This is a genomic window from Acidovorax facilis (genome assembly GCF_050626955.1).
Classification (GTDB): domain Bacteria; phylum Pseudomonadota; class Gammaproteobacteria; order Burkholderiales; family Burkholderiaceae_C; genus Acidovorax; species Acidovorax facilis.
On the sequence record NZ_CP192460.1, the window covers coordinates 341052 to 363743 of the forward strand.

The 22692-nt window shown below is 66.2% G+C and carries 21 protein-coding genes; 16 read left to right on the forward strand and 5 right to left on the reverse strand.

The features are described from left to right. Positions 1-65: 65 nt before the first annotated feature. On the reverse strand, positions 66-1505 hold the full coding sequence (locus tag ACQ4MJ_RS01530; protein WP_431150577.1) for an aldehyde dehydrogenase family protein: 1440 nt from the start codon (positions 1503-1505) through the stop codon (positions 66-68). Positions 1506-1833: 328 nt separating this feature from the next. Then, positions 1834-2562, reverse strand: coding sequence for a FadR/GntR family transcriptional regulator (locus ACQ4MJ_RS01535; RefSeq protein ID WP_055394348.1), 729 nt, complete (start codon positions 2560-2562; stop codon positions 1834-1836). A gap of 127 nt (positions 2563-2689) precedes the next feature. Between ACQ4MJ_RS01535 and ACQ4MJ_RS01540 the strand changes: the two genes are divergently transcribed. From ACQ4MJ_RS01540 to ACQ4MJ_RS01575, 8 genes are all read left to right on the forward strand, one after another. Further along, positions 2690-3508 (forward strand): NAD-dependent epimerase/dehydratase family protein, encoded by an 819-nt coding sequence (locus ACQ4MJ_RS01540; RefSeq protein WP_431150573.1) that lies wholly within the window; start codon positions 2690-2692, stop codon positions 3506-3508. 64 nt (positions 3509-3572) lie between these two features. After that, positions 3573-4562 carry a TRAP transporter substrate-binding protein gene (locus ACQ4MJ_RS01545; RefSeq protein ID WP_431150571.1) on the forward strand — a complete coding sequence of 330 codons (990 nt, stop codon included), beginning with the start codon at positions 3573-3575 and terminating at the stop codon, positions 4560-4562. Between the two features lie 81 nt (positions 4563-4643). Further along, the gene (locus ACQ4MJ_RS01550; protein ID WP_176886896.1) at positions 4644-5162 is read left to right on the forward strand and encodes a TRAP transporter small permease; all 519 of its coding nucleotides are present in this window, start codon (positions 4644-4646) and stop codon (positions 5160-5162) included. 2 nt (positions 5163-5164) lie between these two features. Next, positions 5165-6448 carry a TRAP transporter large permease gene (locus ACQ4MJ_RS01555; RefSeq protein WP_176886894.1) on the forward strand — a complete coding sequence of 428 codons (1284 nt, stop codon included), beginning with the start codon at positions 5165-5167 and terminating at the stop codon, positions 6446-6448. 167 nt (positions 6449-6615) lie between these two features. After that, entirely contained in the window at positions 6616-7647 is a 1032-nt protein-coding gene (locus ACQ4MJ_RS01560) for a lactonase family protein (protein ID WP_431150567.1), read from the forward strand. Positions 7648-7688: 41 nt separating this feature from the next. Next, entirely contained in the window at positions 7689-9266 is a 1578-nt protein-coding gene (garD, locus tag ACQ4MJ_RS01565) for a galactarate dehydratase (protein ID WP_431150565.1), read from the forward strand. Between the two features lie 287 nt (positions 9267-9553). After that, positions 9554-10489, forward strand: coding sequence for a DMT family transporter (locus ACQ4MJ_RS01570; protein WP_431150562.1), 936 nt, complete (start codon positions 9554-9556; stop codon positions 10487-10489). Positions 10490-10499: 10 nt separating this feature from the next. Continuing rightward, the gene (locus tag ACQ4MJ_RS01575) at positions 10500-11627 is read left to right on the forward strand and encodes an aldose epimerase family protein (RefSeq protein ID WP_431150559.1); all 1128 of its coding nucleotides are present in this window, start codon (positions 10500-10502) and stop codon (positions 11625-11627) included. A gap of 176 nt (positions 11628-11803) precedes the next feature. Here ACQ4MJ_RS01575 and ACQ4MJ_RS01580 read toward each other — a convergent pair whose 3' ends face one another. Beyond that, positions 11804-12739: a LysR family transcriptional regulator gene (locus ACQ4MJ_RS01580; RefSeq protein ID WP_431150557.1), complete on the reverse strand. Its 936-nt coding sequence runs from the start codon at positions 12737-12739 to the stop codon at positions 11804-11806. Positions 12740-12867: 128 nt separating this feature from the next. Between ACQ4MJ_RS01580 and ACQ4MJ_RS01585 the strand changes: the two genes are divergently transcribed. The 5 genes from ACQ4MJ_RS01585 to ACQ4MJ_RS01605 all read left to right on the forward strand — a co-directional run bounded on the left by ACQ4MJ_RS01585 (position 12868) and on the right by ACQ4MJ_RS01605 (position 19078). Then, a complete protein-coding gene (locus tag ACQ4MJ_RS01585; protein WP_431150554.1) occupies positions 12868-13659 on the forward strand; it encodes an SDR family NAD(P)-dependent oxidoreductase in 792 nt (263 codons plus the stop codon). A gap of 311 nt (positions 13660-13970) precedes the next feature. Beyond that, a complete protein-coding gene (locus tag ACQ4MJ_RS01590; protein ID WP_431150551.1) occupies positions 13971-15494 on the forward strand; it encodes a DegQ family serine endoprotease in 1524 nt (507 codons plus the stop codon). A gap of 340 nt (positions 15495-15834) precedes the next feature. After that, entirely contained in the window at positions 15835-16494 is a 660-nt protein-coding gene (locus ACQ4MJ_RS01595; RefSeq protein WP_431150549.1) for a response regulator transcription factor, read from the forward strand. Further along, positions 16495-17844, forward strand: coding sequence for an ATP-binding protein (locus tag ACQ4MJ_RS01600; RefSeq protein ID WP_431150546.1), 1350 nt, complete (start codon positions 16495-16497; stop codon positions 17842-17844). Positions 17845-18085: 241 nt separating this feature from the next. Beyond that, a complete protein-coding gene (locus ACQ4MJ_RS01605) occupies positions 18086-19078 on the forward strand; it encodes a 2-dehydropantoate 2-reductase (protein ID WP_431150544.1) in 993 nt (330 codons plus the stop codon). Here the strand turns inward: ACQ4MJ_RS01605 and ACQ4MJ_RS01610 are convergent, their stop codons facing one another. Continuing rightward, positions 19079-19570, reverse strand: coding sequence for an Lrp/AsnC family transcriptional regulator (locus ACQ4MJ_RS01610; RefSeq protein ID WP_218301872.1), 492 nt, complete (start codon positions 19568-19570; stop codon positions 19079-19081). 89 nt (positions 19571-19659) lie between these two features. Here ACQ4MJ_RS01610 and ACQ4MJ_RS01615 point away from each other — a divergent pair, with 89 nt between their 5' ends. Further along, entirely contained in the window at positions 19660-20550 is an 891-nt protein-coding gene (locus tag ACQ4MJ_RS01615; RefSeq protein ID WP_431150539.1) for an EamA family transporter, read from the forward strand. Positions 20551-20693: 143 nt separating this feature from the next. Beyond that, entirely contained in the window at positions 20694-20915 is a 222-nt protein-coding gene (locus ACQ4MJ_RS01620) for a hypothetical protein (RefSeq protein WP_431150536.1), read from the forward strand. A gap of 38 nt (positions 20916-20953) precedes the next feature. Here the strand turns inward: ACQ4MJ_RS01620 and ACQ4MJ_RS01625 are convergent, their stop codons facing one another. Further along, positions 20954-21781 (reverse strand): hypothetical protein, encoded by an 828-nt coding sequence (locus tag ACQ4MJ_RS01625; protein ID WP_055394315.1) that lies wholly within the window; start codon positions 21779-21781, stop codon positions 20954-20956. 462 nt (positions 21782-22243) lie between these two features. Between ACQ4MJ_RS01625 and ACQ4MJ_RS01630 the strand changes: the two genes are divergently transcribed. Further along, positions 22244-22639, forward strand: coding sequence for a hypothetical protein (locus tag ACQ4MJ_RS01630; protein ID WP_431150534.1), 396 nt, complete (start codon positions 22244-22246; stop codon positions 22637-22639). The last annotated feature ends 53 nt before the right edge of the window (positions 22640-22692 follow it).

The window sequence follows — 22692 nt, forward strand, 5'->3', positions numbered from 1 at the left end:
TGGCAATTTGACGCAGGGCAAGCACCGTGGCTGCTGGCGCCGCCGCGTCGGCGGCGGCGCCAGGTTCAGGCCTGGGTGTAGGCCGTCTTGACCGTGGTGTAGAACTCGGCCGCATACCGGCCTTGCTCGCGCGGGCCGTAGCTGCTGCTCTTGCGGCCGCCAAACGGCACGTGGTAGTCCACGCCCGCCGTGGGCAGGTTCACCATCACCATGCCGGCCTGCGCGTGGCGCTTGAAGTGCGTGGCGTGCTTGAGGCTGGTGGTGGCGATGCCGCTGGCCAGGCCGAAGGGCGTGTCGTTGGCCATGGCCAGCGCTTCTTCATAGTTCTTCGCGCGCAGCACGCTGACTACGGGGCCGAAGATTTCTTCGCGGTTGATGCGCATGCCGGGCGTGGTCTCGGTGAACAGGGCGGGGCGCAGGTAGTAGCCGGGCGCGCCGTCGGCGTTCTTCTCCAGGGCTTCGCCGCCGTAGGCGAGCTTGGCGCCCTCCTGCTGGCCGATGCCGATGTATTCCAGGTCTTGCGCGAGCTGGCGGTCGTCCACCACGGGGCCGATGTCGGTGCCGGCCTTGCGGGCGTCGTCCACCTTCAGGGTCTTCATTTTCTCGACCATGGCGGCCACGAAGCGGTCGTGGATGCCTTCGGTCACGATCAAGCGGCTGCTGGCGGTGCAGCGCTGGCCGGTCGAGAAGAACCCGCTGTTGATGGCGGCGCCCACAGCAACGTTCAGGTCGGCGTCGTCCAGCACCACAAACGGGTTCTTGCCGCCCATCTCCAGCTGCACCTTGGCACCGCGCGGCACGCAGGCGGCGGCCACACGCTGGCCCGTGCCGACGGAGCCGGTAAAGCTCACGCCCGCAATGCGCTCGTCTTCCAGCAGCACGGCGCCCACATCCGAGCCCCGGCCCATGACCAGGTTGAACACACCGGCAGGCAGCCCTGAGCGGTGCAGGATGTCTGCCAACGCCCAGGCGGAGCCGGGCACCACCTCGGCGGGCTTGAACACTACGCAGTTGCCGTAGGCCAATGCGGGCGCGATCTTCCAGGCCGGGATGGCGATGGGGAAGTTCCACGGCGTGATGATGCCGATGGTGCCCAGGGGTTCGCGTGTGATCTCGATGCCCACGCCAGGGCGCACGGACGGGATCAGCTCACCGCCGGGGCGCAGCGCCTCGCCAGCAAAGAACTTGAAGATGGCCGCGGCGCGGCCCACTTCGCCAATCGCTTCGGGCAGGGTCTTGCCTTCTTCGCGGGCCAGCAGGTCGCCCAGCTCGGCCTTGCGCGCGATGATTTCGTTGCCCACGGCGTCCAGAATGTCAAAGCGCTGTTGGGGCGTGGACAGGCTCCATGCCGGGAAGGCCGCGTGCGCTGCGGCGACGGCCTCCAGCGCCTGCTCGCGGCTCGCCACGGCGTAGTCGCCGATCACATCGCGCGTGTCAGAGGGGTTGGTGTTCTGGTAGGTGCGAACGCCGTCAGTCCAGGCGCCGCCAATCAGGTTTGCATGCATGGTGGTGGTGTGGTGGTGAAGAAGAGGGTGTTGAGAAAAAAAGGGGCGGTTGCATGCTGAGTGCGCAGATTGCGCAGCGCAAACTGGCGCTGCACCCAGGAAGGATGTCTTTCAATGTGCGCTGAGGGCTTTACGACAGACAACTCCTGGTGGTTTGAAAGGCGCCGCAGCCCCGAACGCGCGAAAGCATTGCAACATTTCGCTGTATGTCATCGTACAACATAAGAAGTCCTCTCGGGTGTCGGGTAACTACTGATGGGACAACCGAGTACCTCACCTTGGCCATGATTCCCCAGGGTTCATGAATGAGTGACTCGGCTGGGGTGATTCAGCCCGCTTCGGCCTGCGCGCGCCGCCGACGTTCGCGGCTGTTGGCCAGGTGGGTGCGCATGGCGGCCCGTGCACCATCGGGATCCTGGCCCACGATGGCGTCGTAGATGCTTTCGTGTTCGCCGTTGACACGGCGCAGGTACTGGCGCCGCTCGTCATTGGCCGAATCCATGGCGGCCAGGCGGGCGCGCGGGATGATCATGCTGCCCAGCGTGCCCATCAGTTCGGCGAAGTGACTGTTCTGCGTGGCACGTGCGATTTCCAGGTGGAACTGGAAGTCCGCCGCCACCGCGTCGCGGCCCGCATCCACGGCGGCTGCCACGGCGTCCAGCGCCTCGCGCATGGCTTTCAGGTTGCCCTCGGTGCGGCGTTGCGCGGCCAGCGCGGCGGCTTCAGTTTCTACCCCAATGCGCAGCTCCAGTACGGCAATCACGTCACGCAGGGTGCTGAACTGGTCGGGGGTGATCTTGAAGCCGGGCGCCTGCCCCAGCCCCAGCACAAAGGTGCCGATGCCGTGCCGCGTTTCAACCAGGCCAGAGGCTTGCAGCTTGGAAATCGCCTCGCGCACCACGGTGCGGCTCACGCTGAACTCGGCCATGATGGCGGCCTCGGTGGGCAGCTTGTCGCCCAGGGCCAGGCGGCCGTCGCGGATGCGGTCTCCCAGGGATTCGACAAGCTCCAGGGCCAGTGTGCGGGGCTTGCGGCGAAGCGGGGTATCGGTGGTCATTTCTTGGTGTTATCCCTATGGGGCGCCGGGGGCAGAAGCGGTACATTGCTTTTCGTTGTACGACAACTGATGACGTTCAACTGAATCTGTTGCCACTGTACCAAGAACCTCTGCCTTTGTAACCGCCATGCCTTGCCATCCGACGCCTATTCGTTTCCAACGCCTGCTATTGACCGGAGCTGCCGGAGGCCTGGGCCAGGAATTGCGTGCACGCCTGAAAGCCTACTGCGCCACCTTGCGGTTGTCTGATATCGCGAACCTGGGCGACGAAGGCGCAGGGGAGGAGCTGCGCCCCGCACGCCTCGAAGACGCGGGCGCCGTGCTCAGCTTGCTGGAGGGCGTTGATGCCGTGGTGCACCTCGGGGGCGTCTCCACCGAGCAGCCCTGGGAGCCCATCCTGCAGGCCAATATCGTGGGTGTCTACAACCTGTATGAAGCGGCGCGCAAGCAAGGCGTCAAGCGGGTGGTGTTTGCCAGCTCCAACCACGTCACCGGGTTTTATCGCCAGGACGAAGTGGTGGGCCCCAACGACCCGGCCCGGCCTGACGGCCTGTACGGCGTGTCCAAAGCCTTTGGCGAAGACCTGTCGCGCTTCTACTTTGACCGCTATGGCATTGAAACCGTGTGCCTGCGCATTGGCTCATCGTTCCCCGAGCCGCGCAACCGCCGCATGCTGGCCACCTGGATGAGCTACGACGACCTGGAGCGCCTGGTCGTTGCCAGCCTCACGGCACCGGTGGTGGGCCACAGCATCATCTACGGCATGGGCGACAACACCACCACTTGGTGGGACAACACCCTGGCGCGCCACATCGGCTACCGCCCGCAGGACAGCTCCGAGCCCTTCCGCGCCAAGGTGGAGGCGGCCGACCCGCACCCCGACTTGAGCGACCCCGCCGTCATCTACCAGGGCGGTCCGTTCGTGCGCACCGGTCCTTCCGAATGACCCTTGGCGCCGGGATTCCCGTCCATTTCGCATCACTCAAAAACCATTACACCGGAGACAAACCATGACCTTTCGCCGATCCCTGCTGACTGCCTGCGCCGCCGCTGTGGCCGCGATGGCAATGCTTCCCGTTGCCGCCCAGGCCCAGTCCATGGTGCTGAAGGCGGCCGACGTGCATCCCGCTGGCTACCCCAATGTGGTGGCGGTGGAGAACATGGGCAAGAAGCTTGACGCCGCCACCAATGGCCGCCTGAAGATCCAGACCTTCCCCGGTGGCGTGCTGGGCGGCGAGAAGGAAATGATCGAGCAGACGCAGTTCGGCGCCATCAACATCCTGCGCACCTCGCTCGGCCCGGTGGGCACGGTGGTGCCTGAGGTGAATGTGTTCAACATGCCCTTCGTGTTCCGCAGCCAGGACCATATGCGTGCAGTGATCGACGGCGCCATTGGCGATGAACTGCTGGCCAAGATCAGCGCGTCGCCCGCCAAGCTGGTGGCCATTGGCTGGATGGATGGCGGGTCGCGCAGCCTGTACACCAAGAAGCCCGTACGCACGCCGGCGGACCTCAAGGGCCAGAAGGTGCGCATGATGGGCAACCCCCTGTTCGTGGACACCATGAATGCCATGGGCGGCAACGGCATCTCGATGGGTTATGGCGAAGTGTTCACCGCCCTGCAGACCGGCGTGGTGGATGGCGCTGAAAACAATGCGCCCAGCTTCTTCACCAGCAACCACTACAGCACCGGTGCCAAGTTCTACACGCAGACCAACCACCTGATCATTCCCGAACTGCTGGTGGTCTCCAAGGTCACGTGGGACAAGCTCTCCAAGGACGACCAGGCCTTGCTCAAGAAGTTTGGCCGCGAAGCGCAGCTGGAGCAGCGCGCCCTGTGGGACAAGAGCGTGGAGGACTACACCGCCAAGCTCAAGGCAGCCGGTGTGGAGTTCATCAACGTGGACACCAAGGCCTTCTATGACGCCACTGCCCCCGTGCGTGCCAAGTACGGCGCCAACTATGCAGACCTGATGAAGCGCATTGAGGCGGTGAAGTAAGCACTGGATTTGCGTCTTGCGCGGGCGAGCTCCTGGTGGGTTGCCTGCGCCTTTTTTTCTTTGTCTTTCAGACCTGCTTGTATGGACCACCCCTTTTTGCGCTGGATGGACCGGCTCTACCTAGCCACCATCTGGGCGGCCGGCACCGCCATCTTCTTCATGTCGCTGATCATCCCCTGGGGCGTGTTCAGCCGCTACGTGATGGGCACGGGCTCGCAGTGGCCCGAGCCCATCGCCATCCTGCTCATGATGGTGTTCACCTTCATCGGCGCTGCGGCGGCCTACCGTGCGGGCGGGCACATCGCCGTCAACATGCTCACCGAAAAATTGCCCGCCCCGTTGCAGCGGCTGCTGGCGGTGCTGGTGGATCTGCTCATGCTGGTCATCTGCGGCTTTGTGGCCTGGTATGGCACCAACCTGTGCATTGAAACCTGGGGCCAGGGCATTGCCGAGCTGCCCTGGTTGCCCGTGGGCGCCACCTATGCGTCGCTGCCCATCGGCGCGGCCGTCACGCTGCTGTTTGTGCTGGAGAAGATGGTCTTCGGACCGCAGAACCACCGGCGCATCGTGCGCTTTGAAGAACTGACGGAAGGCGCCTGATCATGGATACCTTGGTACTGCTGGGCACCTTCTTCGTGCTCATGATGATCGGTGTGCCGATCGCCTATTCGTTGGGCCTCTCGGCCCTGGTCGGTGCGTTGTGGATTGACCTTCCGCTCGATGCCGTGATGATCCAGGTGGCCTCTGGCGTCAATAAGTTCTCGCTGCTGGCCATTCCGTTCTTCGTGCTCGCTGGCGCCATCATGGCCGAGGGTGGCATGGCGCGGCGCCTGGTGGCGTTTGCGGGCGTGCTGGTGGGCTTTATCCGGGGCGGGCTGTCGCTGGTCAACATTCTGGCGTCCACCTTCTTCGGCGCCATCTCTGGCTCGTCGGTGGCTGATACGGCGTCCATCGGCTCGGTGCTGATCCCCGAGATGGAAAAGAAGGGTTACCCGCGCCCCTTTGCCACGGCAGTCACCGTGAGCGGTTCGGTGCAGGCCATCCTGATTCCGCCCAGCCACAACGCGGTGCTGTATTCGCTGGCCGCAGGTGGCACGGTCTCAATTGCTGCGTTGTTCATGGCCGGTGTGCTGCCGGGGCTGCTCATGGGCCTCACGCTCGCGGCGTTGTGCCTGTTCACCGCGCACCGTGAAGGCTACCCCAAGGGCGAGGTCATCCCGCTCAAGCAGGCGCTCAAGATCTGTGTGGAGGCGCTGTGGGGCCTGATGACCATGGTCATCATCCTGGGCGGCATCCTGTCGGGCGTGTTCACGGCCAACGAGTCGGCGTCGATTGCGGTGGTGTGGGCGTTCTTCGTGACCATGTTCATCTACCGCGACTACAAGTGGCGCGACCTGCCCAAGCTGGTGCACCGCACCGTGAAGACAGTCACGGTGGTGATGATCCTCATCGGCTTTGCGGCGGCCTTCGGTTACCTGATGACGATGATGATGATCCCGATGAAGGTCACAGCCTTCCTCACCAGTCTGTCGGACAACAAGTACGTCATCCTCGCCATGATCAACATCATGCTGCTGCTGCTGGGCTGCCTGATGGACATGTCCCCGCTCATCCTGATCCTCACGCCCATCCTGCTGCCCGTGGTCAAGCTGTTGGGTGTGGACCCGGTGCACTTCGGCATGATCATGATGGTCAACCTGGGTATTGGCCTCATCACGCCGCCCGTGGGCACGGTGCTGTTCACCGGTGCTGCCGTGGCCAAGCTGCCGCTCGGTGTGGTTACCAAGGCCATGATGCCGTTCTTTGTGGCGCTGTTTGTGGTGCTGCTGATGGTGACCTACGTGCCAGCCATCTCGCTGTGGCTGCCCCGAGCGATGGGACTGTGAAGAAATGAAGCACCCCCTGAGTCGCCTTCGGCGCCTTCCCCCTCAAGGGGGACGACGCCCTCACTGCGGGGCGGCCCTTGCTCGGCGCCTCTGGCCTGGTCCCTGCTCGTTCCATCGGCCGAGGGTAGTGGGCAGCTCCGTGGTGCACTGAAATGGTTACACACACGATGGCTACCGATACCCTGGTATTTGTCTCCTGCGCTGACAGCGGTGAGTTGCATGTGCTCCGTCTGGCGTCGGATTCGGGGCAGCTGCGCACCGAGCAGGTCCTGGCGCTGGGCGGGCAGCTCATGCCCATGGCGCTCAGCCCGAACGGCACCCGCCTGTATGTGGCGCGCCGCAGCGACCCGCTGGCCGTGGTCACCCTGGCGGTGGATGCGCGCGCGGGTTGCGCCGAGGTGTTGAGCGAGGCCGCGTTGCCCGCCAGCATGGCCCACCTGGCCACCGATAACACGGGGCGCTGGCTGCTGAGTGCTTCCTACGGTGCGGACCTGGTCGCGGTGCAGGCCATCGCTGCCGACGGGGTGGTCGCTGCGGGGCGTGGTGCCACCACGTACGCCACCGGTCGCCACGCCCACAGTGCGCTGGTCAGCCCCGGCAACCGCTTCGTGCTGGCCGCCTCATTGGGGGGTGGGCAATTGCACCGTTACCGATTCGACGCCGCCACGGGCGCGCTGCAACCCACCGACCCTGCCGTGGTCGCACTGCCAGCAGGCACAGGTCCCCGGCACCTGCGCTTCAACGCGCGGGGCGACCGCATCTATCTGCTGGGTGAGCTGGATGCCTGCGTGCATGTGCTGGCCTGGGACGAAGCCAGCGGAGGCCTGGAGCTGCTGCAAAGCCTGCCCACATTGCCACCGGGCTTTGCAGGCCCGGCCTGGGGCGCAGACCTGCACCTGAGCGCTGATGGCCGCTGGCTGTACACCAGCGAGCGCAACAGCCACACCCTGGCCGGGTTTGCCGTCGATGCGGTTACCGGCCTGCTGGCCCCCATCGACCACTGGCCTACGCAACTGCAGCCCCGGGGCTTTGCCATCACTCCGGACGGGCGCCACCTGATTGCCGCAGGCCAGATCAGCCACCGTGTGGGTGTGCACTTGATCGCGCCTGGCAGCGGTGCCCTGACCCAGGTGGCCGAGCACGATGTGGGGCTCAACCCGAACTGGATTACCGTGCTGCCCATGCAGCCTGATGCCTGATACCTGATGAGATTGCATAAATTGACGAGACCGCGCCACCGATGAACCGACCCGCCCTCACCATCCGCATGCACCCGGATGACAACGTCGCCATCGTCGCCAACGACGGAGGCCTTCCTGCCGGCACGGTGCTGCCACCCGGCGTGCCAGGCGCAGGCATCACATTGCGTGACAAGGTGCCCCAGGGCCACAAGGTGGCGCTGCAGGACATGGCCGAGGGCGATGTGGTGCGCCGCTACAACGTGCCCATCGGCTATGCGCTCAAGGCCATCCCGGCGGGAAGCTGGGTGCACGAGCGCCTGCTGCAGATGCCCTCGGCCCGCGCGCTCGAGGGCCTGCCCATGGCCACGGTGAAGCCGCCGGTGCCGGAGCCTTTGACCGGCTACACCTTCGAGGGCTACCGCAACGCCGACGGCTCGGTGGGCACGCGCAACATCCTGGCCATCACCACCACCGTGCAGTGCGTGGCGGGCGTGGTGGCCCTGGCGGTGCGCCGCATCAAGGACGAGCTGCTGCCTTCGTTTCCGCACGTCGACGACGTGATCGGCCTGGAGCACACCTACGGCTGCGGCGTGGCCATTGATGCGCCCGACGCCATCATCCCCATCCGCACCCTGCGCAACATCAGCCTCAACCCCAACTTTGGGGGCGAGGTCATGGTGGTGAGTCTCGGTTGCGAAAAGCTGCAGCCCGACCGCCTGCTGCCCCCGGGCAGCTTCCCCATCACCGACGAGCGCGACGCAGCCCTTGGCCCGGAGACGGTGTGCCTGCAGGCCGACGAGCATGTGGGCTTCATGTCCATGCTCGACCACATCGTGCAAAGCGCGCGCCCGCACCTCGAACGCCTCAACGCCCGCCGCCGCGAGACCATCCCGGCCAGCGAGCTGGTGCTGGGCGTGCAGTGCGGCGGCAGCGATGCGTTCTCGGGCGTCACCGCAAACCCCGCCGTGGGCTTTTGCGCAGACCTGCTGGTGCGCGCGGGTGCCACGGTGATGTTTAGCGAGAACACCGAGGTGCGCGACGCCGTGGAGCAGCTCACCAGCCGCGCCGCCACGCCTGAAGTCGCGCAAGCCATCGTGCGAGAACTCGGCTGGTACGACCAGTATCTTGACCGAGGCCGCGTGGACCGCGCGGCCAACACCACGCCGGGAAACAAAGCAGGCGGCCTGTCCAACATCGCCGAGAAGGCCATGGGCTCCATCATCAAGAGCGGCACCGCGCCCATCGCGCACGTGCTGGCTCCGGGCGAAAAACTGCGCCACGACCAGCGCGGCCTGGTGTACGCCGCCACGCCCGCCAGCGACTTCATCTGCGGCACGCTGCAGCTGGCCGCCGGCATGAACCTGCATGTCTTCACCACCGGCCGGGGCACACCCTATGGCCTGGCCGAATGCCCCGTGGTCAAAGTGGCCACGCGTAGCGACCTGGCGCGCCGTTGGCATGACCTGATGGACATCAACGCCGGAAAGATTGCGGACGGTGAAGCCACCATCGAAGAGCTGGGCTGGGAGATGTTCCACCTGCTGCTCGACGTGGCGAGTGGCCGCAAAAAAACCTGGGCCGAGCAGTGGAAGCTGCACAACGCGCTGGTGCTGTTCAACCCCGCACCGGTGACTTGAAGTGACACCCCCTGAGTCGCTTCGCGCCTTCCCCCTCTCTCTACGCGCTGCGCGCCACGGGAGGGGGACGCAGCCAGCGCACACAAGCAAAGCGCCGCATCCGCGGTGGGGCGGCCCTTGCGCGGCTGCCCTCGCCTGGGCCGCGCCCTTCGCATGCGTTGGTGGTGGCGCGTAGCGCAACGGATCACTGCAACGGTGGCCTTGCAGGCTGCGTCCTGGGGCTGCAAACCTCCCCCTCACAGCCCGTCTTTGCACGGGCTGTTTCACTAGAGAGACCAAGAACTCACATGGGACATCCCCGTTTTTCCGACCCCAGGGTCGTCATCGCGCTGGCGCTGCTGTGTTGCCTGCTCTGGGGCAGCTCCTACCCCGCTATCAAGACCGGCTACGCCTGGTTCGGCATCGCCCGCAATGACATTCCCACGCAGCTGGTGTTTGCAGGCTGGCGCTTTCTGGGCGCGGGGCTGATCCTGCTGGCCTGGGCCGTGGCCACGCGCAAGGCCATCTGGGGTCTGGGCTTTGTGGCCGGGCGCCAGCTGGTGGTGTTGGGCCTGGCGCAGACCACGCTGCAATACGTGTTCTTCTATGTGGGCCTTGCGCACACCACGGGGGTCAAGGGCTCCATCATGAATGCCACCGGCACCTTCTTCAGCGTGCTGCTTGCGCACTGGGTCTATCACAACGACCGCCTGAGCCACGCCAAGCTGTGGGGCTGCGTGGTGGGGTTTGCGGGGGTGATGGTGGTGAACCTGGGGCGCGGCACGCTGGACATGGACTTCACGCTGCTGGGCGAAGGCTTTGTGGTGATTGCCGCCTTCGTGCTGGCCGCTGCCAGCATCTACGGCAAGCAGGTGTCGCAGCGCATGGATTCGGTGGTGATGACGGGCTGGCAACTGGGGCTTGGCGGCGTGGCGTTGCTGGCCATTGGCTGGGGCCTGGGTGGTTCGCTGGCTGGCTTCACCTGGGGCTCGGCCCTGCTGCTGGTGTATTTGGCGTTGCTGTCGTCAGCCGCGTTCTCGCTGTGGAGCATCTTGCTCAAGTACAACCGCGTGAGCCAGGTCACGGTGTTCAACTTCACGGTGCCGATCTTCGGCGCGGCGCTGTCGGCGGTCTTCCTGGGCGAGGCGCTGCTGGAGTGGAAGAACCTGCTGGCCCTGGTGCTGGTGTGCGGGGGCATCTGGCTGGTCACGCGCGATGCGCCCGCTGCGTCCGCCACCAAATAGACTCGCAGCCATGGCCTATTCCCTTTCACGCAAAGCGTTTCAGCAAGAGCTTCACGGCCAGCCGACTGACCTCTTCACCCTGCGCGGTGCTGGTGGCCTGCAGGTGGCCGTCAGCAACTACGGCGCACGGCTGGTGCAAGTGGCGGTGCCCGACGGGCAGGGCGGCCTCGTTGATGTGGCGCTGGGCTACGACAGCCAGCAGGGCTACCTGGACGGGCAACTCTCCATGGGCGCCCTCATCGGCCGCTGGGCTGGGCGGTTGCGCAGTGGCTTGTTGACTCTGCCCGATGGCGCACAGCGGCAACTGCCCACCAACAGCGGCCCCCACCACCACCATGGCGGGCCCAAGGGCAGCCGCTTTCAGGTGTTTGCGGTGGATGACGTGCAGGCCGATGCGCTCACCCTGAGCCACACCTTTCGCACTGAGGACGACGGCGTGCCGGGCACGCTCCGCCTGCAGCTGCGCCTGCACATCACGGCCGACAACGCGCTGCATATGGCGTGGACGGGCGAGGCGCTGGACGCCCCCACGCTGCTCAACATCACCGGGCATGCGTTCTTCAACCTGGCGGGCGCTGGCAGCACCCACGGCCACACCCTGCAAGTGCCCGCCAGCCGCTATGTACCGCTTGCGGCAGATGTGTGTCCTAGCGGGTTGGTGCAGCCTGTAGATGCCACGCCTTTCGACCTTCGCGAAGCCCGCAGCGTGGGTGCCGCCGTGGCGGAGCCCAGCGAACAGCTGTCGCTGGCGGGTGGGCTGGACCACTACCTGGTGCTGGATGACCATGTGTGGGACGAAGAGGGCGCGGTGCGGACGCCACCGGTGTCACCCGTCACGCCCTCGCAAGGCCTGCGTCTTGCGGCGCTGCTGAGCGAGCCCCTCACTGGTCGCACCATGGAGGTATGGAGTACCGCGCCCGGGGTGCAGGTTTACGCAGGCCACGGCCTCAAGGCTGATCCGGTGCGCGACCTGGGGCGGGGCGCAGAGCAGGGCGTCTGGCTATGGCAGCCGGGCGACGGCATCTGCCTGGAGCCCATGGAGTATCCCGATGCGCCCAACCAGCCAGGGTTTCCCGTGCGTTGGCTGGCGCCGGGCGACGTGGTGCAGGGGGCCATCGTGTACCGCTTCACCGGGTGAGGCTGGGCGGGACTTGGTGAGGGTCGCGATGACACTGTTCATGTGATTTTTAAGTGATTTTGGCCTCTAGCGCTTATCCAGTAAGCGCTAGTAGCTATTCAATTAATAGCTGTCGATTCGGTCTCAATCCACTGGAAACCATTGACTGCGCGTAGTCGAAGCGCCGCGCGAAACCTTCATGCGGCGGCAGGTGCGCCATGGGCCTCGCTCTGCAGATGCGCCTGCACCACTGCGGCCAGCCAGTCCATCACCACCCGCACACGCTGGGGCAGGTGGCGCCGGTGGGGGTAGATCAGCGTCACCGGCATGGGCGGGGCAGGGTGGTGCGGCAGCACCTCCACCATCAGCCCCCGATCGATCAGCTCGCGCACGCCCAGCAAAGGCGCCTGGATCAGGCCCAGCCCTGCTGCGCAGGCGCCCAGGTAGGCCTCGGCGCTGTTGACGGTGACACGCCCAGCCATGGGGTGAAACTGCGGGCTGCCGTCGTCGCCCATCGTTTCAAATCCGGCGGACTTGGTGCCCAGCGTGCTCACGTAGTGCACCAGGTCATGCTGCGCCAGGTCGGCCAGTGATTGGGGTGTGCCCTTGCGCGCCAGGTAGCCCGGGCTGGCGCAGCTGGCCACGCGCACCAGGCCCAGAGGGCGGGCCACCAGCCCGGGTTCTGCCACCGGGCCCACGCGGATCACGCAGTCAAAACCCTCGCGCACCAGGTCAACGCGGCGGTCGGTGCTGCTCAGCTCCACCTCCAGCAGCGGGTGGCGGGCCAGCAGATCGGGCAGCGCAGGCAGCACCAGCTGGCGGGCAATGCCGGTGGACATGTCAATGCGCACGCGCCCGCGCAGCGCAGTGCCGTCGGGCTGCTGGAACATGGCCTGCAGTTCGTCCACATCGTCCAGCAAGTCCTTGCAGCGCTCGTAAAAGGCCTGCCCGTCTTGCGTCAGCTGCACGCGCCGCGTGGTGCGGTGCAGCAGGCGCGTGCCCAGGTGGGCCTCCAGCTGCTGCACGGCCAGAGAGGCGCTGGCCTTGGGCAGGCCCAGCACCTGCGCAGCCTGGGTAAAGCTGCTCAGCTCGGCCACACGGGCAAAGATCTGCATGCGGTCTAAAGGGTTCATTGTTCTTATTGAATGGACAATGAATCATATTTTGCATGGTTTATCTTTGATTGGCACTCCAATAAAGTTCATCTCCAGACCCGGTCACGCGGTGTGACCGGGCTTCAGACACTGCAAAGGACCCTGCCATGACAAGCGCTTCATCCCTTTCTTCAGCCCCCACCCCCACCCCCGTCGTTTTGATCACCGGCGGCAGCCGCGGCCTGGGCCGCAGCGCAGCGCTGGCCGCTGCACACAGCGGCATCGACGTGGTGCTGACCTACCGCCAGCAGGCCGCCGAAGCCCAGGCTGTGGTGGCCGACATCGAAAAGCTGGGCCGCCGTGCTGTGGCTTTGCCACTGGATGTGGGCGATGTAGCCAGCTTCGAAGCCTTCGCTGCGCAGCTGCAGCAAACCCTGCGCAGCCACTGGCAGCGCGAGCGGTTTGACTTTCTGGTCAACAACGCGGGCATGGGCGTGCATGCGCCCATCACCGAAACCACCGAAGCGCAGTTCGATGCGCTGGTCAACGTGCACCTCAAGGGCGTGTTCTTTCTCACGCAGCGCCTGCTGCCCCTGATGAACGACGGCGGCCGCATCCTGAACCTGTCGTCGGGCCTGGCCCGCTTCGCCTTGCCGGGCTACGCCGCCTACGCGGCCATGAAGGGCGCCATCGAGGTGCTGAGCCGCTACCTGGCCAAAGAACTCGGCCCGCGTGGCATCACCGTGAACGTGGTGGCCCCGGGCGCCATCGAGACTGACTTTGGCGGCGGCGCGGTGCGCGACAACGCGCAGCTCAACTCCTTTGTGGCCGCGCAGACGGCTCTGGGCCGCGTGGGCGTGCCGGACGATATCGGCCCGCTGGTCGCTTCGCTGCTGCAACCGGCCACACGCTGGGTGAACGCCCAGCGTATCGAGGTGTCGGGCGGCATGTTCCTGTGAAGCAGAGAACACCCCCCTGAGTCGCTTCGCGCCTTCCCCCCGCTCTCGCATCGCTCCGCGATGCGAGAGCGGGTGGACGCCACCCGTGCACGCAAGCGCAGCGCCGCATACGCGGCATGGCGGCCCTTGCACGGTGGCACTGGCGTGGGGCCGTGCGATATCAAAGACTGAGGTAGTTGCCGGGCCGTAGAAAACCAGGATGCGGCACCGATACCCGCGGGTTCATGGCTTACCGACTCCGCCTAAGTTTCGTCTAAGTGTCCGTGCCCACACTGCCTTCCATCGCAACCCTGATTGAAAAGGCAGACACCATGAACAACACGCTTGCATCCACTCCCCGCCGCCTGATCCTGGCCCTGGTGGCCGCGGGCGCTGTGGGCGCCACCGGCGCCGGCCTCATCAGCGGGCACCAGGCCCGCGCGGTCACACCCTCCACGCCCATCGTGGCGCAGACGGCCATGGCCCCGGGCGGTGCGCTGCCCAGCTTTGCGCAGATCACCGCGCAGAACGGCCCGGCCGTGGTCAACATCAGCGTCACGGGCAGCACCAAGACGGCGATGGCCAACGATGACGACGACGATGACGAGCAACCCGCTGCCCGCCAGGGCCGTGGCCCGCAGATCGACCCAAACGATCCGTTTTACGAATTCTTTCGCCAGTTCGGTTTCCCCGGCGCGGGCCCGCAAGGCCAGCCCAACGTACCCACCCATGGCCAGGGTTCGGGCTTCATCGTCAGCCCTGATGGCCTGGTGCTGACCAATGCCCACGTGGTCAAGGGCGCGAGCGAAGTGGTCGTCAAGCTCACTGACCGGCGCGAGTTCCGCGCCAAGGTGCTGGGCGCCGACCCCAAGACCGACGTGGCCGTGCTCAAGATCGACGCCAAGGATTTGCCCACCGTGCGCCTGGGCAGCACGCGCGACCTGCAGGTGGGCGAATGGGTGCTGGCCATCGGCTCGCCCTTTGGCTTTGAAAACAGCGTGACGGCGGGCGTGGTCAGCGCCAAGGGCCGCTCGCTGCCCGACGACAGCCTGGTGCCTTTCATCCAGACCGATGTGGCGGTGAACCCCGGCAACTCGGGCGGGCCGTTGTTCAACGCGCGTGGCGAGGTGGTGGGCATCAACTCGCAGATCTACAGCCGCTCGGGCGGCTACCAGGGCGTGTCGTTCTCCATCCCCATCGAGCTGGCCGCCAAGATCAAGGACCAGATTGTGGCCACCGGCAAGGTGCGCCACGCCCAGCTGGGCGTGGCCGTGCAGGAGGTGAACCAGGCGTTTGCTGAATCGTTCCAGCTGGACAAGCCCGAAGGCGCCTTGGTCGCCAGCGTCAGCAAGGGCAGCCCGGCCGAGAAGGCAGGCCTGCAGGCGGGCGACGTGATTCGCCAGGTGAACGGCCAGCCCATCGTGGCCTCGGGCGACCTGCCCGCCTGGGTGGGCCAGGCGCAGCCGGGGCAGCAGGCCAAGCTGTCGGTGTGGCGCCAGGGCAAGCCCTTGGAGCTGACCGCCACGCTGGGCGACGCCAGCGACAAGGCGACCAAGCAGGCGCGCAACGACGATGCCGTGGGCAAGGGCCAGCTGGGCCTGTCGCTGCGCCCGCTGGACCCCGAGGAGCGCCGCGAGGTAGGCGTGGCCGAGGGCCTGGTGATCGAACAGGCGCGCGGCCCCGCTGCGGCGGCCGGTGTGCAGCCGGGGGATGTGCTGCTGGCCATCAACGGCGCGCCCGCCAAGAACATCGAGCAGGTGCGCGCGGCAATGGCCAAGGCCACCACGGGCAAGTCGGTGGCGTTGCTGATCGAGCGCGATGGCAACAAGATCTTTGTGCCGGTGCGTTTGGGCTAAGCGGTCCCAAAGGCTCTCCTGGCGTCGTTGTTCCGTCTTGCCGTACTTTCGGTACTGTCTGCGACGAAACGCGTAGGAGGCTGTCGGACTTGGAAATCGTCGGCTGCAAATTGGCCGCAGCGGTCCATTTTTTTTCCGTCTTTTTGCCCCATAGCTCGGCTATGGGGCTGCAAATCCGGCAAAAGCTGTCCTCGCTGGGGCCAATTTTCGCTTCGACGCTCCAAGTCCGACAGACTCCTGGCCAGAACCGCTGCGCTGAGCTTTGTGGCCCGCTGTGATGCGATGCCTGCACGGGCCACTTCGGTGGCCCGATTGATTTCATTGGCTATGCTTGCCCACCATGCGCCTCTTGCTAGTTGAAGACGACCCCATGATCGGCGAAGCCGTGCAAGACCTGCTGCGCGCCGAGCACTACGCCGTGGACTGGGCGCGTGATGGCGACGCGGCCGACACCGCATTGCGCACCCAGCCCTACGACCTGGTCTTGCTGGACCTGGGTCTGCCCAAGCGCGACGGCCTGGCCGTGCTGCGCGACCTGCGGGCGCGCAAGAACCGCACCCCGGTGCTGGTGGCCACCGCACGTGATGCCGTGGCCCAGCGCATCGAGGGGCTCGACGCGGGGGCGGACGACTACGTGCTCAAGCCTTACGACCTTGATGAACTGCTCGCCCGCATTCGCGCCCTGCTGCGCCGCGCTGCAGGGCGGGCCGAGCCGGTGTATGAGCACAAGGGCGTGTGCATCAACCCCGCCACACGCGAGGCCACGGTGAATGGCGCGCCTGTCGTGCTGTCGGCACGCGAATGGGCGGTGCTGGAGCCGCTGATCGCACGGCCCGGCATGGTGCTGTCGCGCCAGCAGCTCGAGGACAAGCTCTACGGCTGGGGCGACGAGGTGAGCAGCAACGCGGTGGAGGTCTATATCCACGGCCTGCGCAAGAAGCTGGGGCCCGAGCTGGTGCTGAACGTGCGCGGGGTGGGCTACCTCGTGCCGAAGATGTAGATGAACCAATTTTTTTACCCCTTGCAGGGCCTGCTCCCGCGCTCGCTGCGCATGCGTCTGCTGGTGTTCCTGCTGGCCGCCATCGTGCTGGCCGGCGCAGTGCAGGGCGCATTGGCCTACCGGGGTGCGCTGGACGAGGCGGATGCGCTGTTCGACTACCACATGCAGCAAACCGCACTGGCCTTGCGCTCGGGCCTGCCGGTGGATGCGCAAGGGCTGGGAAGGGGCCTGGACCCCGAGGACGAAAACCACGAATTCATCGTGCAGGTGTGGACCAACGAAGGCCTGCGCATTTTTGAATCCGCCGTGGGCGCGGCCCTGCCGCAGATCGCCGTGCTGGGCTTTGCCAACGTGCAGGCGCGCGGCGGTACCTACCGGGTGTTCTCGATGCAAACGCGTTCGCAGGTGATCCAGGTGGCGCAGAACATGGCCGCGCGGCGCGACATGGCCCGCAGCCTGGCGTTGCGAACGCTGGCGCCGCTGGCCATCATGGCTCCGCTGCTGGTGCTGGCCGTGTGGTGGGGTGTGAGCCGGTCGCTGGCCCCGGTGGAGCGCGTGCGCCGCCAGTTGGCGCAGCGCCAGGCGGATGACCTCTCGCCCGTGAGCGATGCGCAACTGCCCGACGAAGTGCAGCCGCTGGTCAGTGAACTCAACCTGCTGTTCGAGCGCGTGCAGCGCGCCTTTGACGCGCAGGAGCATTTTGTGGCCGATGCCGCGCACGAACTGCGCTCGCCCCTGGCCGCGCTGCGCCTGCAGCTGCAGGGCCTGCAGCGCGCGGGCGATGATGCCGCGCGTGCCGTCGCCATCGAACGCCTGTCGGCCGGCATCGACCGCGCCACGCGCCTGGTGGAGCAATTGCTCACCCTGGCCCGGCAAGAGGCCAGCACCGCCACCACCGAACCCGTGGACCTGCACGCCGTGGCGCAGCTGGCCCTGGCCGACGTGGCCCCCGCCGCGCAGGCGCGCAGCATGGATGTAGGCCTGCTTCACTCCGACGCCGCCAACGTGCCCGTTACCGTGCGTGGTGATGCCGAAGCCCTGCGCATGCTGGCGCGCAATCTGCTGGACAACGCCATCAAGTACACCCCGCCCGGCGGCCGGGTGGACCTGCAGGTGCGCCGCGAGGGTGATGCTGCCGTGCTCACGGTGGAAGACAGCGGCCCCGGCATCGCCCCCGAGCACCGCGAGCGCGTGATGCAGCGTTTTGTGCGCGAAACCTCGGAAGGCGCCCCGGGCAGCGGCCTGGGCCTGGCCATCGTGCAGGCCATTGCGCAAGGCCATGGCGCCACGGTGCAACTCAGCGCTTCGCCGCGTCTGGGGGGGCTGCTGGTGACGGTGCGGTTTGGCTGAGGGCTGCTGCTGGAAGTCCCGTTGGGCGCAGGTGGTGTTTGTTGATGGTGCTTCTATTTTGATAGCTATCGGCGCTTGATGAATAAGCGCCAGGGGCCAAAAAAGCTCAAAATATGCAGGCTGCAGGTGTCTGCAGATACCGTCGCCTCTGCGCCAGGCCCTGTGGGCGTGTCGCCGCACAATGCGCAGGCGCCGCATCCATCGCGGGGCACCGTCTTCCGTTGATCCAGAAAGCATCCGCATGCACTTCATCGTTCTCGGCGCAGGCGCCATTGGTTGTTATGTGGGTGGGCGCCTGGCCGCGCACGGCCAGCCGGTCTGCCTGGTGGGCCGTCCGCATGCGCTGGAGCCCATCGCGTTGCACGGCCTCAAAGTCACGGACCTGGATGGCTTTGACCGTACCGTGCCCGTGTCTGCGCTGCAACTGGCACACACACTGGCCGACGCTGCGCCGGGCCCGGACAGCATCATCCTGCTGTGCGTCAAAAGCGGCGCCACCGAATCCGCTGCGCGCGAACTGGCCGACGCCTGTGCGCCGGGAACGCCCGTCATCTCGCTGCAAAACGGCGTTGACAACGTGGCCCGTGTCACAGCCCGGGCGCCGGGCCTGAGTGTTCTGGCGGGCATGGTGCCTTACAACGTGGTGCTGCGCGGAGCCCAGGTGCACCGCGCTACAGCGGGCCATTTGCAACTGCAGCGTGATGCCGTCACCGAACGCATCGCGCCGGTCTTCAACGCTGCAGGCCTGGCCACCGTGTTGCCCGCCGACATCCGTGCGGTGCAGTGGGGCAAGCTGCTGCTCAACCTCAACAACCCGGTCAATGCGCTGTCCGACCTGCCTCTGCGGCAAGAGCTGCTCGACCGCGACTGCCGCCGCGTCTTTGCTGCCCTGCAAACTGAGGCGCTGCGTGTGATGGCGCGCGCAGGCATCGCACCCGCCCAGGTCACCGCCGTGTCGCCCACGCTGCTGCCCCATGTGCTGCGCCTGCCCAACTGGCTCTTCACCCGGCTGGCAAAACGCATGCTGCAGATCGACGCCAAGGCGCGCTCATCGATGTGGGACGACCTGGAAGCCGGGCGTGTGACCGAGATTGATGCACTCAGCGGGGCTGTGGTGAGGCTGGCGGCTCAGCAGGGCATGGAGGCGCCGCTGAATGCGCGCATGTGCGAGCTGCTGGGCGGCCCGCGCCAGCGCCTCACGGGCGCGCAGATGCGCAGGGCGTTGGGGCTGTAGTCAGGCAGTTGGAAGCGCGTGGTCCAGCGGCACACGCAGCCCGGTCTTCAGGCTGGCCAGTGCGACCGACGTTCTGAACCGCTTGATGTTGTCATCCCCCTCAAACAGCCGCTGCGTCAGCGCCTCGTAGTCGGCCATCGACGCCACGTTCACCACCAGCAGATAGTCCGCCTCGCCCGTCACGCTGTAGCACTGCTGCACCGCGTCTTCGCCGGCAATGCGCGCGCGCAGCGGGGCGGTGCGGTCGGGGCGCTCGTTTTCGAGGTGCACCTCCAGCACGATGGTCAGCGGTTTGCCCACTTTCACAGGGTCCAGCACGGCCACGTTGGCGCGGATCACGCCGCTGTCTTTCAGCCGCTGGATGCGCCGCTGCACAGCGGGTGCCGAGAGGTTGACCGCCTGCGCAATCACGCGCTGGGGTGTGGTGTTGTCGGTCTGCAGGATGTCCAGGATGGCGATATCAAAGCGGTCGAGTGCTGGGGTGGCGGGCATGGGGCGCCTCGTGGTGGTGAGCGAAAGTTGCACGCGGGCCCTGAAAATCGAGCAAAAAGCACGCAGGGGTCACACTATATTTTCAACCCATGAGCGCTTCCCTTCTGCACCGTTTTTTCCCATTTCTGGCCGTTCTGGGCTCCGTCACCGCGTTGGGCATTGGTACCTCATGGGCCAAGCACTGGCTGTTTCCGGTGGTGGGGGCGCAGGGCACCACCGCCGTGCGCGTGGGCTTTTCGGCGTTGCTGGTGCTGTTGCTGTGGCGGCCGTGGCGCTGGCATCTGTCGCGGGCCGATGCGCGTGCCGTCATGTTGTACGGCGCAGCGCTGGGGGGCATGAACCTTATGTTCTACATGTCGCTGCGCACCCTGCCGTTTGGGCTGGCGGTGGCCATCGAGTTCTCAGGGCCGCTGGCGGTGGCGATCTGGTCTTCGCGGCGCGCCGTGGATTTTGTGTGGGTGGCGCTGGCCATGGCCGGGTTGGGCATGCTGCTGCCGCTGGGTTTGAACGGCAGCACGCTGGACCCGGTGGGAGTTTTGTATGCCTTGGGCGCGGCGGTGTTCTGGGCGCTGTACATCGTGTTCGGCAAGCGCGCCGGGCACCTGCACGCCGGGCACACGGTGTCGCTGGGCCTCTTGGTGGCGGCGCTGGTGGTGGTGCCGGTGGGCGTGGTACATGCGGGCGCTGCGCTGCTGTCGCCCACTGTGCTGCTCATCGGCTTGGCGGTGGCGGCGGTGTCCAGCGCCCTTCCGATCTCGCTCGAAATGATGGCCCTGAAGCGCCTGCCCAAGGAGGCCTTCGGCATCATGATCAGCATGGAGCCTGCGGTGGCTGCTGTGCTCGCCTTGCTGCTGCTGGGCGAGCACCTGAGCGCCATCCAGTGGCTGGCCATTGGTTGCATCGTGGCGGCGTCCATGGGCAGTGCGATGACTGCTGGTCAGCCCTCTGGCGCCGACCGCGCAGCGCCTCAGGCGGCCTGAGGGCGACCGGCGCCATCGCGCACCGCCTGGGCATATCCAGACCTCCGGGATGGCCGTCCCGCTGACACCCGGCCGTCGGCAAAGGATGACACGCACAGAGCGCGCTCCGTGGCCAGAATGGGTCTATCTCACAGGAGCCGCCCATGATGCGCACTTCGCCGTTGCCACATTCCAAGGTCTCTGAGGCTGAACGCAAGGTCAGCGCGATCCTGGCTGACCTGGAAGAAGCGACCCATTCAGAGGTCAAAGACATCGCTTTGGAAGACGTGGTGGAAACCGACGCCGCTAGCGGCCAGCCTGCCGTGCACCAGAGCGTCGACATCACCGTACAGCCGCGCGCGCAGCGCAAGTGGCTCACCAAATAACGCAATAGCCCGACGCCCTTGGCTGGGCTGCCAGCCGGTCAACCGGCGGTAGGTCGGCCGCCTTGGCGCAGCTGCAACACCCGTGCAATGAGGTTGGCATACCCTTCGTCTGCCTGCGCCAGCAGCGGTAAACCTGTCTCGCGCACGGCATGGTCCACCGCGTCGGTCCATGCGGGCGTACCGGGCGCCGCCTGTGCGCTGGCCATGGCACCCAGCACCAGTTCTTGCCCCCAGAAGTACACCTGGTCGGCGTGCACGTTGGCCTGCATGCGCTGCACCTCCGCCAGGGTTTGTGGCTCCGCCAGGTACAGCCAGATGTCTGCATACAGGAAGTCAACGGGCGTGCCCTGGGGGTGCCACTGCAGCGCGTCGGCCTGCACCAGCTCTACCTTGCGCGCTGCGGACTCCGGCAGCCCCTCCAGCACGCGGCAACGGCCAAACAGCTCCAGCACATCCCCATCCCGCTCCACCACGGTCACGCGCTCCACCGTGGGCTGCAGCGCGATGTTGGCCGCCACCCAGCCCATGCCCAGGCCCATCACGACCGTGTGGCCCCGCGCATGGCGGCAGGCCAGTTCCTGGCTTTCCACTTCCATCGGCGACAGTGACATCCAGGTTTCCCACCCGCCTGCAGCGCTCTGGCGCATCAGTACCGTCGATCCCGAGGTGACACACGGGCCGCTGTGGTAACCACGGTCCAGCCCCACCCCAGTGCGCTTCATCTGCCACGGCCCCACGGCCCCGTCGGGGTACTGCGGCATGTGCCAGTGCGGAGAAAAAACGGGAATCCCCAGCGCCTGCGCCAGTGCGCTGGCGGAGGGCTGTGGGGCAAAGGGAAGGATGGAGGGGGAAGGGGATGCCGACATGGGGTGATCTTAGAACCTGTTCAAGCTCTTTTCGGGGATCGCATTGGAGTGCAATCAGGATGAGTGGATGCAACGGATGCGCCGCATGGGCTTGTGCCCATGCAAGCAGCCGGGGCTTCCAATCGCCCGATTTCACTCCAACCCTTCGGGCAAGTGCCTTGCCGGGCGGTCTGCAGCGTTGCGGCGCTTGCCAATAGCCGAGCTATTGGCTACGCACCGCGCCTTGCATCCTATCCCGGCAAGGTACTTGTGCGACCCCGAAAAGAGCTTGAACAGGTTCTTAGGTGGGCAAGTGGCGTATTGACTTGAGAAGCTGTGCGTCTGCGTCTGCGTCTGCGTGGGCACCGGGCATTGTCCGACAGCCTCACGGTCTGCAGGATGGCGCACACGGCGCTGAGTGGACCCTAAAAGAGAGGGAGATGAAACCGTTTTGTTTTGTCACCCACTTCCCAGGAGACGCACATGCATCCATCCACACTCCCTCATCCGGCCATCCCACCGGTGGATGAAGACCTGGCCGACCAAGCCCGCCCCGGCTACGGCATCCCGTCGCAAGACCCACGACCTGGCGCCCAGACCGCCCTGGAGCCCGAAGACGCAGAGCGCGAGGCCCATTCCGTGCTGGTGGGCGGCGGCATGATGGCGGGCGCGGCTGCCGGTGCGGCCGTGGGCGTTGCAGTCGCTGGTCCGGTGGGCGTGGTCGTCGGAGGCACCTTGGGCGGCATTGCGGGTGCGCTGGGCGGCGCGGCAGCGGGTACGGCGGTCAATACCGAAGAAGCTGGTGAGGCCCCGGACCCTGCTCTTGAAGGCTCCAAGCCCCAAAGCACAAACAAAGGCACACAAAGTTCAAAGGGGTGATCGGTCGCACTGACTGAACTGCTGAGCTGTGCGCCCTATTGCAGGGGAGCGCC

Excerpts from the sequence above, each read along its gene's own strand:
- ACQ4MJ_RS01530 (WP_431150577.1), bottom strand. The coding sequence starts at position 1,505 with ATGCATGCAAACCTGATTGGCGGCGCCTGGACTGACGGCGTTCGCACC.
- ACQ4MJ_RS01535 (WP_055394348.1), bottom strand. The coding sequence starts at position 2,562 with ATGACCACCGATACCCCGCTTCGCCGCAAGCCCCGCACACTGGCCCTG.
- ACQ4MJ_RS01540 (WP_431150573.1), top strand. The coding sequence starts at position 2,690 with ATGCCTTGCCATCCGACGCCTATTCGTTTCCAACGCCTGCTATTGACC.
- ACQ4MJ_RS01545 (WP_431150571.1), top strand. The coding sequence starts at position 3,573 with ATGACCTTTCGCCGATCCCTGCTGACTGCCTGCGCCGCCGCTGTGGCC.
- ACQ4MJ_RS01550 (WP_176886896.1), top strand. The coding sequence starts at position 4,644 with ATGGACCACCCCTTTTTGCGCTGGATGGACCGGCTCTACCTAGCCACC.
- ACQ4MJ_RS01555 (WP_176886894.1), top strand. The coding sequence starts at position 5,165 with ATGGATACCTTGGTACTGCTGGGCACCTTCTTCGTGCTCATGATGATC.
- ACQ4MJ_RS01560 (WP_431150567.1), top strand. The coding sequence starts at position 6,616 with ATGGCTACCGATACCCTGGTATTTGTCTCCTGCGCTGACAGCGGTGAG.
- garD (WP_431150565.1), top strand. The coding sequence starts at position 7,689 with ATGAACCGACCCGCCCTCACCATCCGCATGCACCCGGATGACAACGTC.
- ACQ4MJ_RS01570 (WP_431150562.1), top strand. The coding sequence starts at position 9,554 with ATGGGACATCCCCGTTTTTCCGACCCCAGGGTCGTCATCGCGCTGGCG.
- ACQ4MJ_RS01575 (WP_431150559.1), top strand. The coding sequence starts at position 10,500 with ATGGCCTATTCCCTTTCACGCAAAGCGTTTCAGCAAGAGCTTCACGGC.
- ACQ4MJ_RS01580 (WP_431150557.1), bottom strand. The coding sequence starts at position 12,739 with ATGAACCCTTTAGACCGCATGCAGATCTTTGCCCGTGTGGCCGAGCTG.
- ACQ4MJ_RS01585 (WP_431150554.1), top strand. The coding sequence starts at position 12,868 with ATGACAAGCGCTTCATCCCTTTCTTCAGCCCCCACCCCCACCCCCGTC.
- ACQ4MJ_RS01590 (WP_431150551.1), top strand. The coding sequence starts at position 13,971 with ATGAACAACACGCTTGCATCCACTCCCCGCCGCCTGATCCTGGCCCTG.
- ACQ4MJ_RS01595 (WP_431150549.1), top strand. The coding sequence starts at position 15,835 with ATGCGCCTCTTGCTAGTTGAAGACGACCCCATGATCGGCGAAGCCGTG.
- ACQ4MJ_RS01600 (WP_431150546.1), top strand. The coding sequence starts at position 16,495 with ATGAACCAATTTTTTTACCCCTTGCAGGGCCTGCTCCCGCGCTCGCTG.
- ACQ4MJ_RS01605 (WP_431150544.1), top strand. The coding sequence starts at position 18,086 with ATGCACTTCATCGTTCTCGGCGCAGGCGCCATTGGTTGTTATGTGGGT.
- ACQ4MJ_RS01610 (WP_218301872.1), bottom strand. The coding sequence starts at position 19,570 with ATGCCCGCCACCCCAGCACTCGACCGCTTTGATATCGCCATCCTGGAC.
- ACQ4MJ_RS01615 (WP_431150539.1), top strand. The coding sequence starts at position 19,660 with ATGAGCGCTTCCCTTCTGCACCGTTTTTTCCCATTTCTGGCCGTTCTG.
- ACQ4MJ_RS01620 (WP_431150536.1), top strand. The coding sequence starts at position 20,694 with ATGATGCGCACTTCGCCGTTGCCACATTCCAAGGTCTCTGAGGCTGAA.
- ACQ4MJ_RS01625 (WP_055394315.1), bottom strand. The coding sequence starts at position 21,781 with ATGTCGGCATCCCCTTCCCCCTCCATCCTTCCCTTTGCCCCACAGCCC.
- ACQ4MJ_RS01630 (WP_431150534.1), top strand. The coding sequence starts at position 22,244 with ATGCATCCATCCACACTCCCTCATCCGGCCATCCCACCGGTGGATGAA.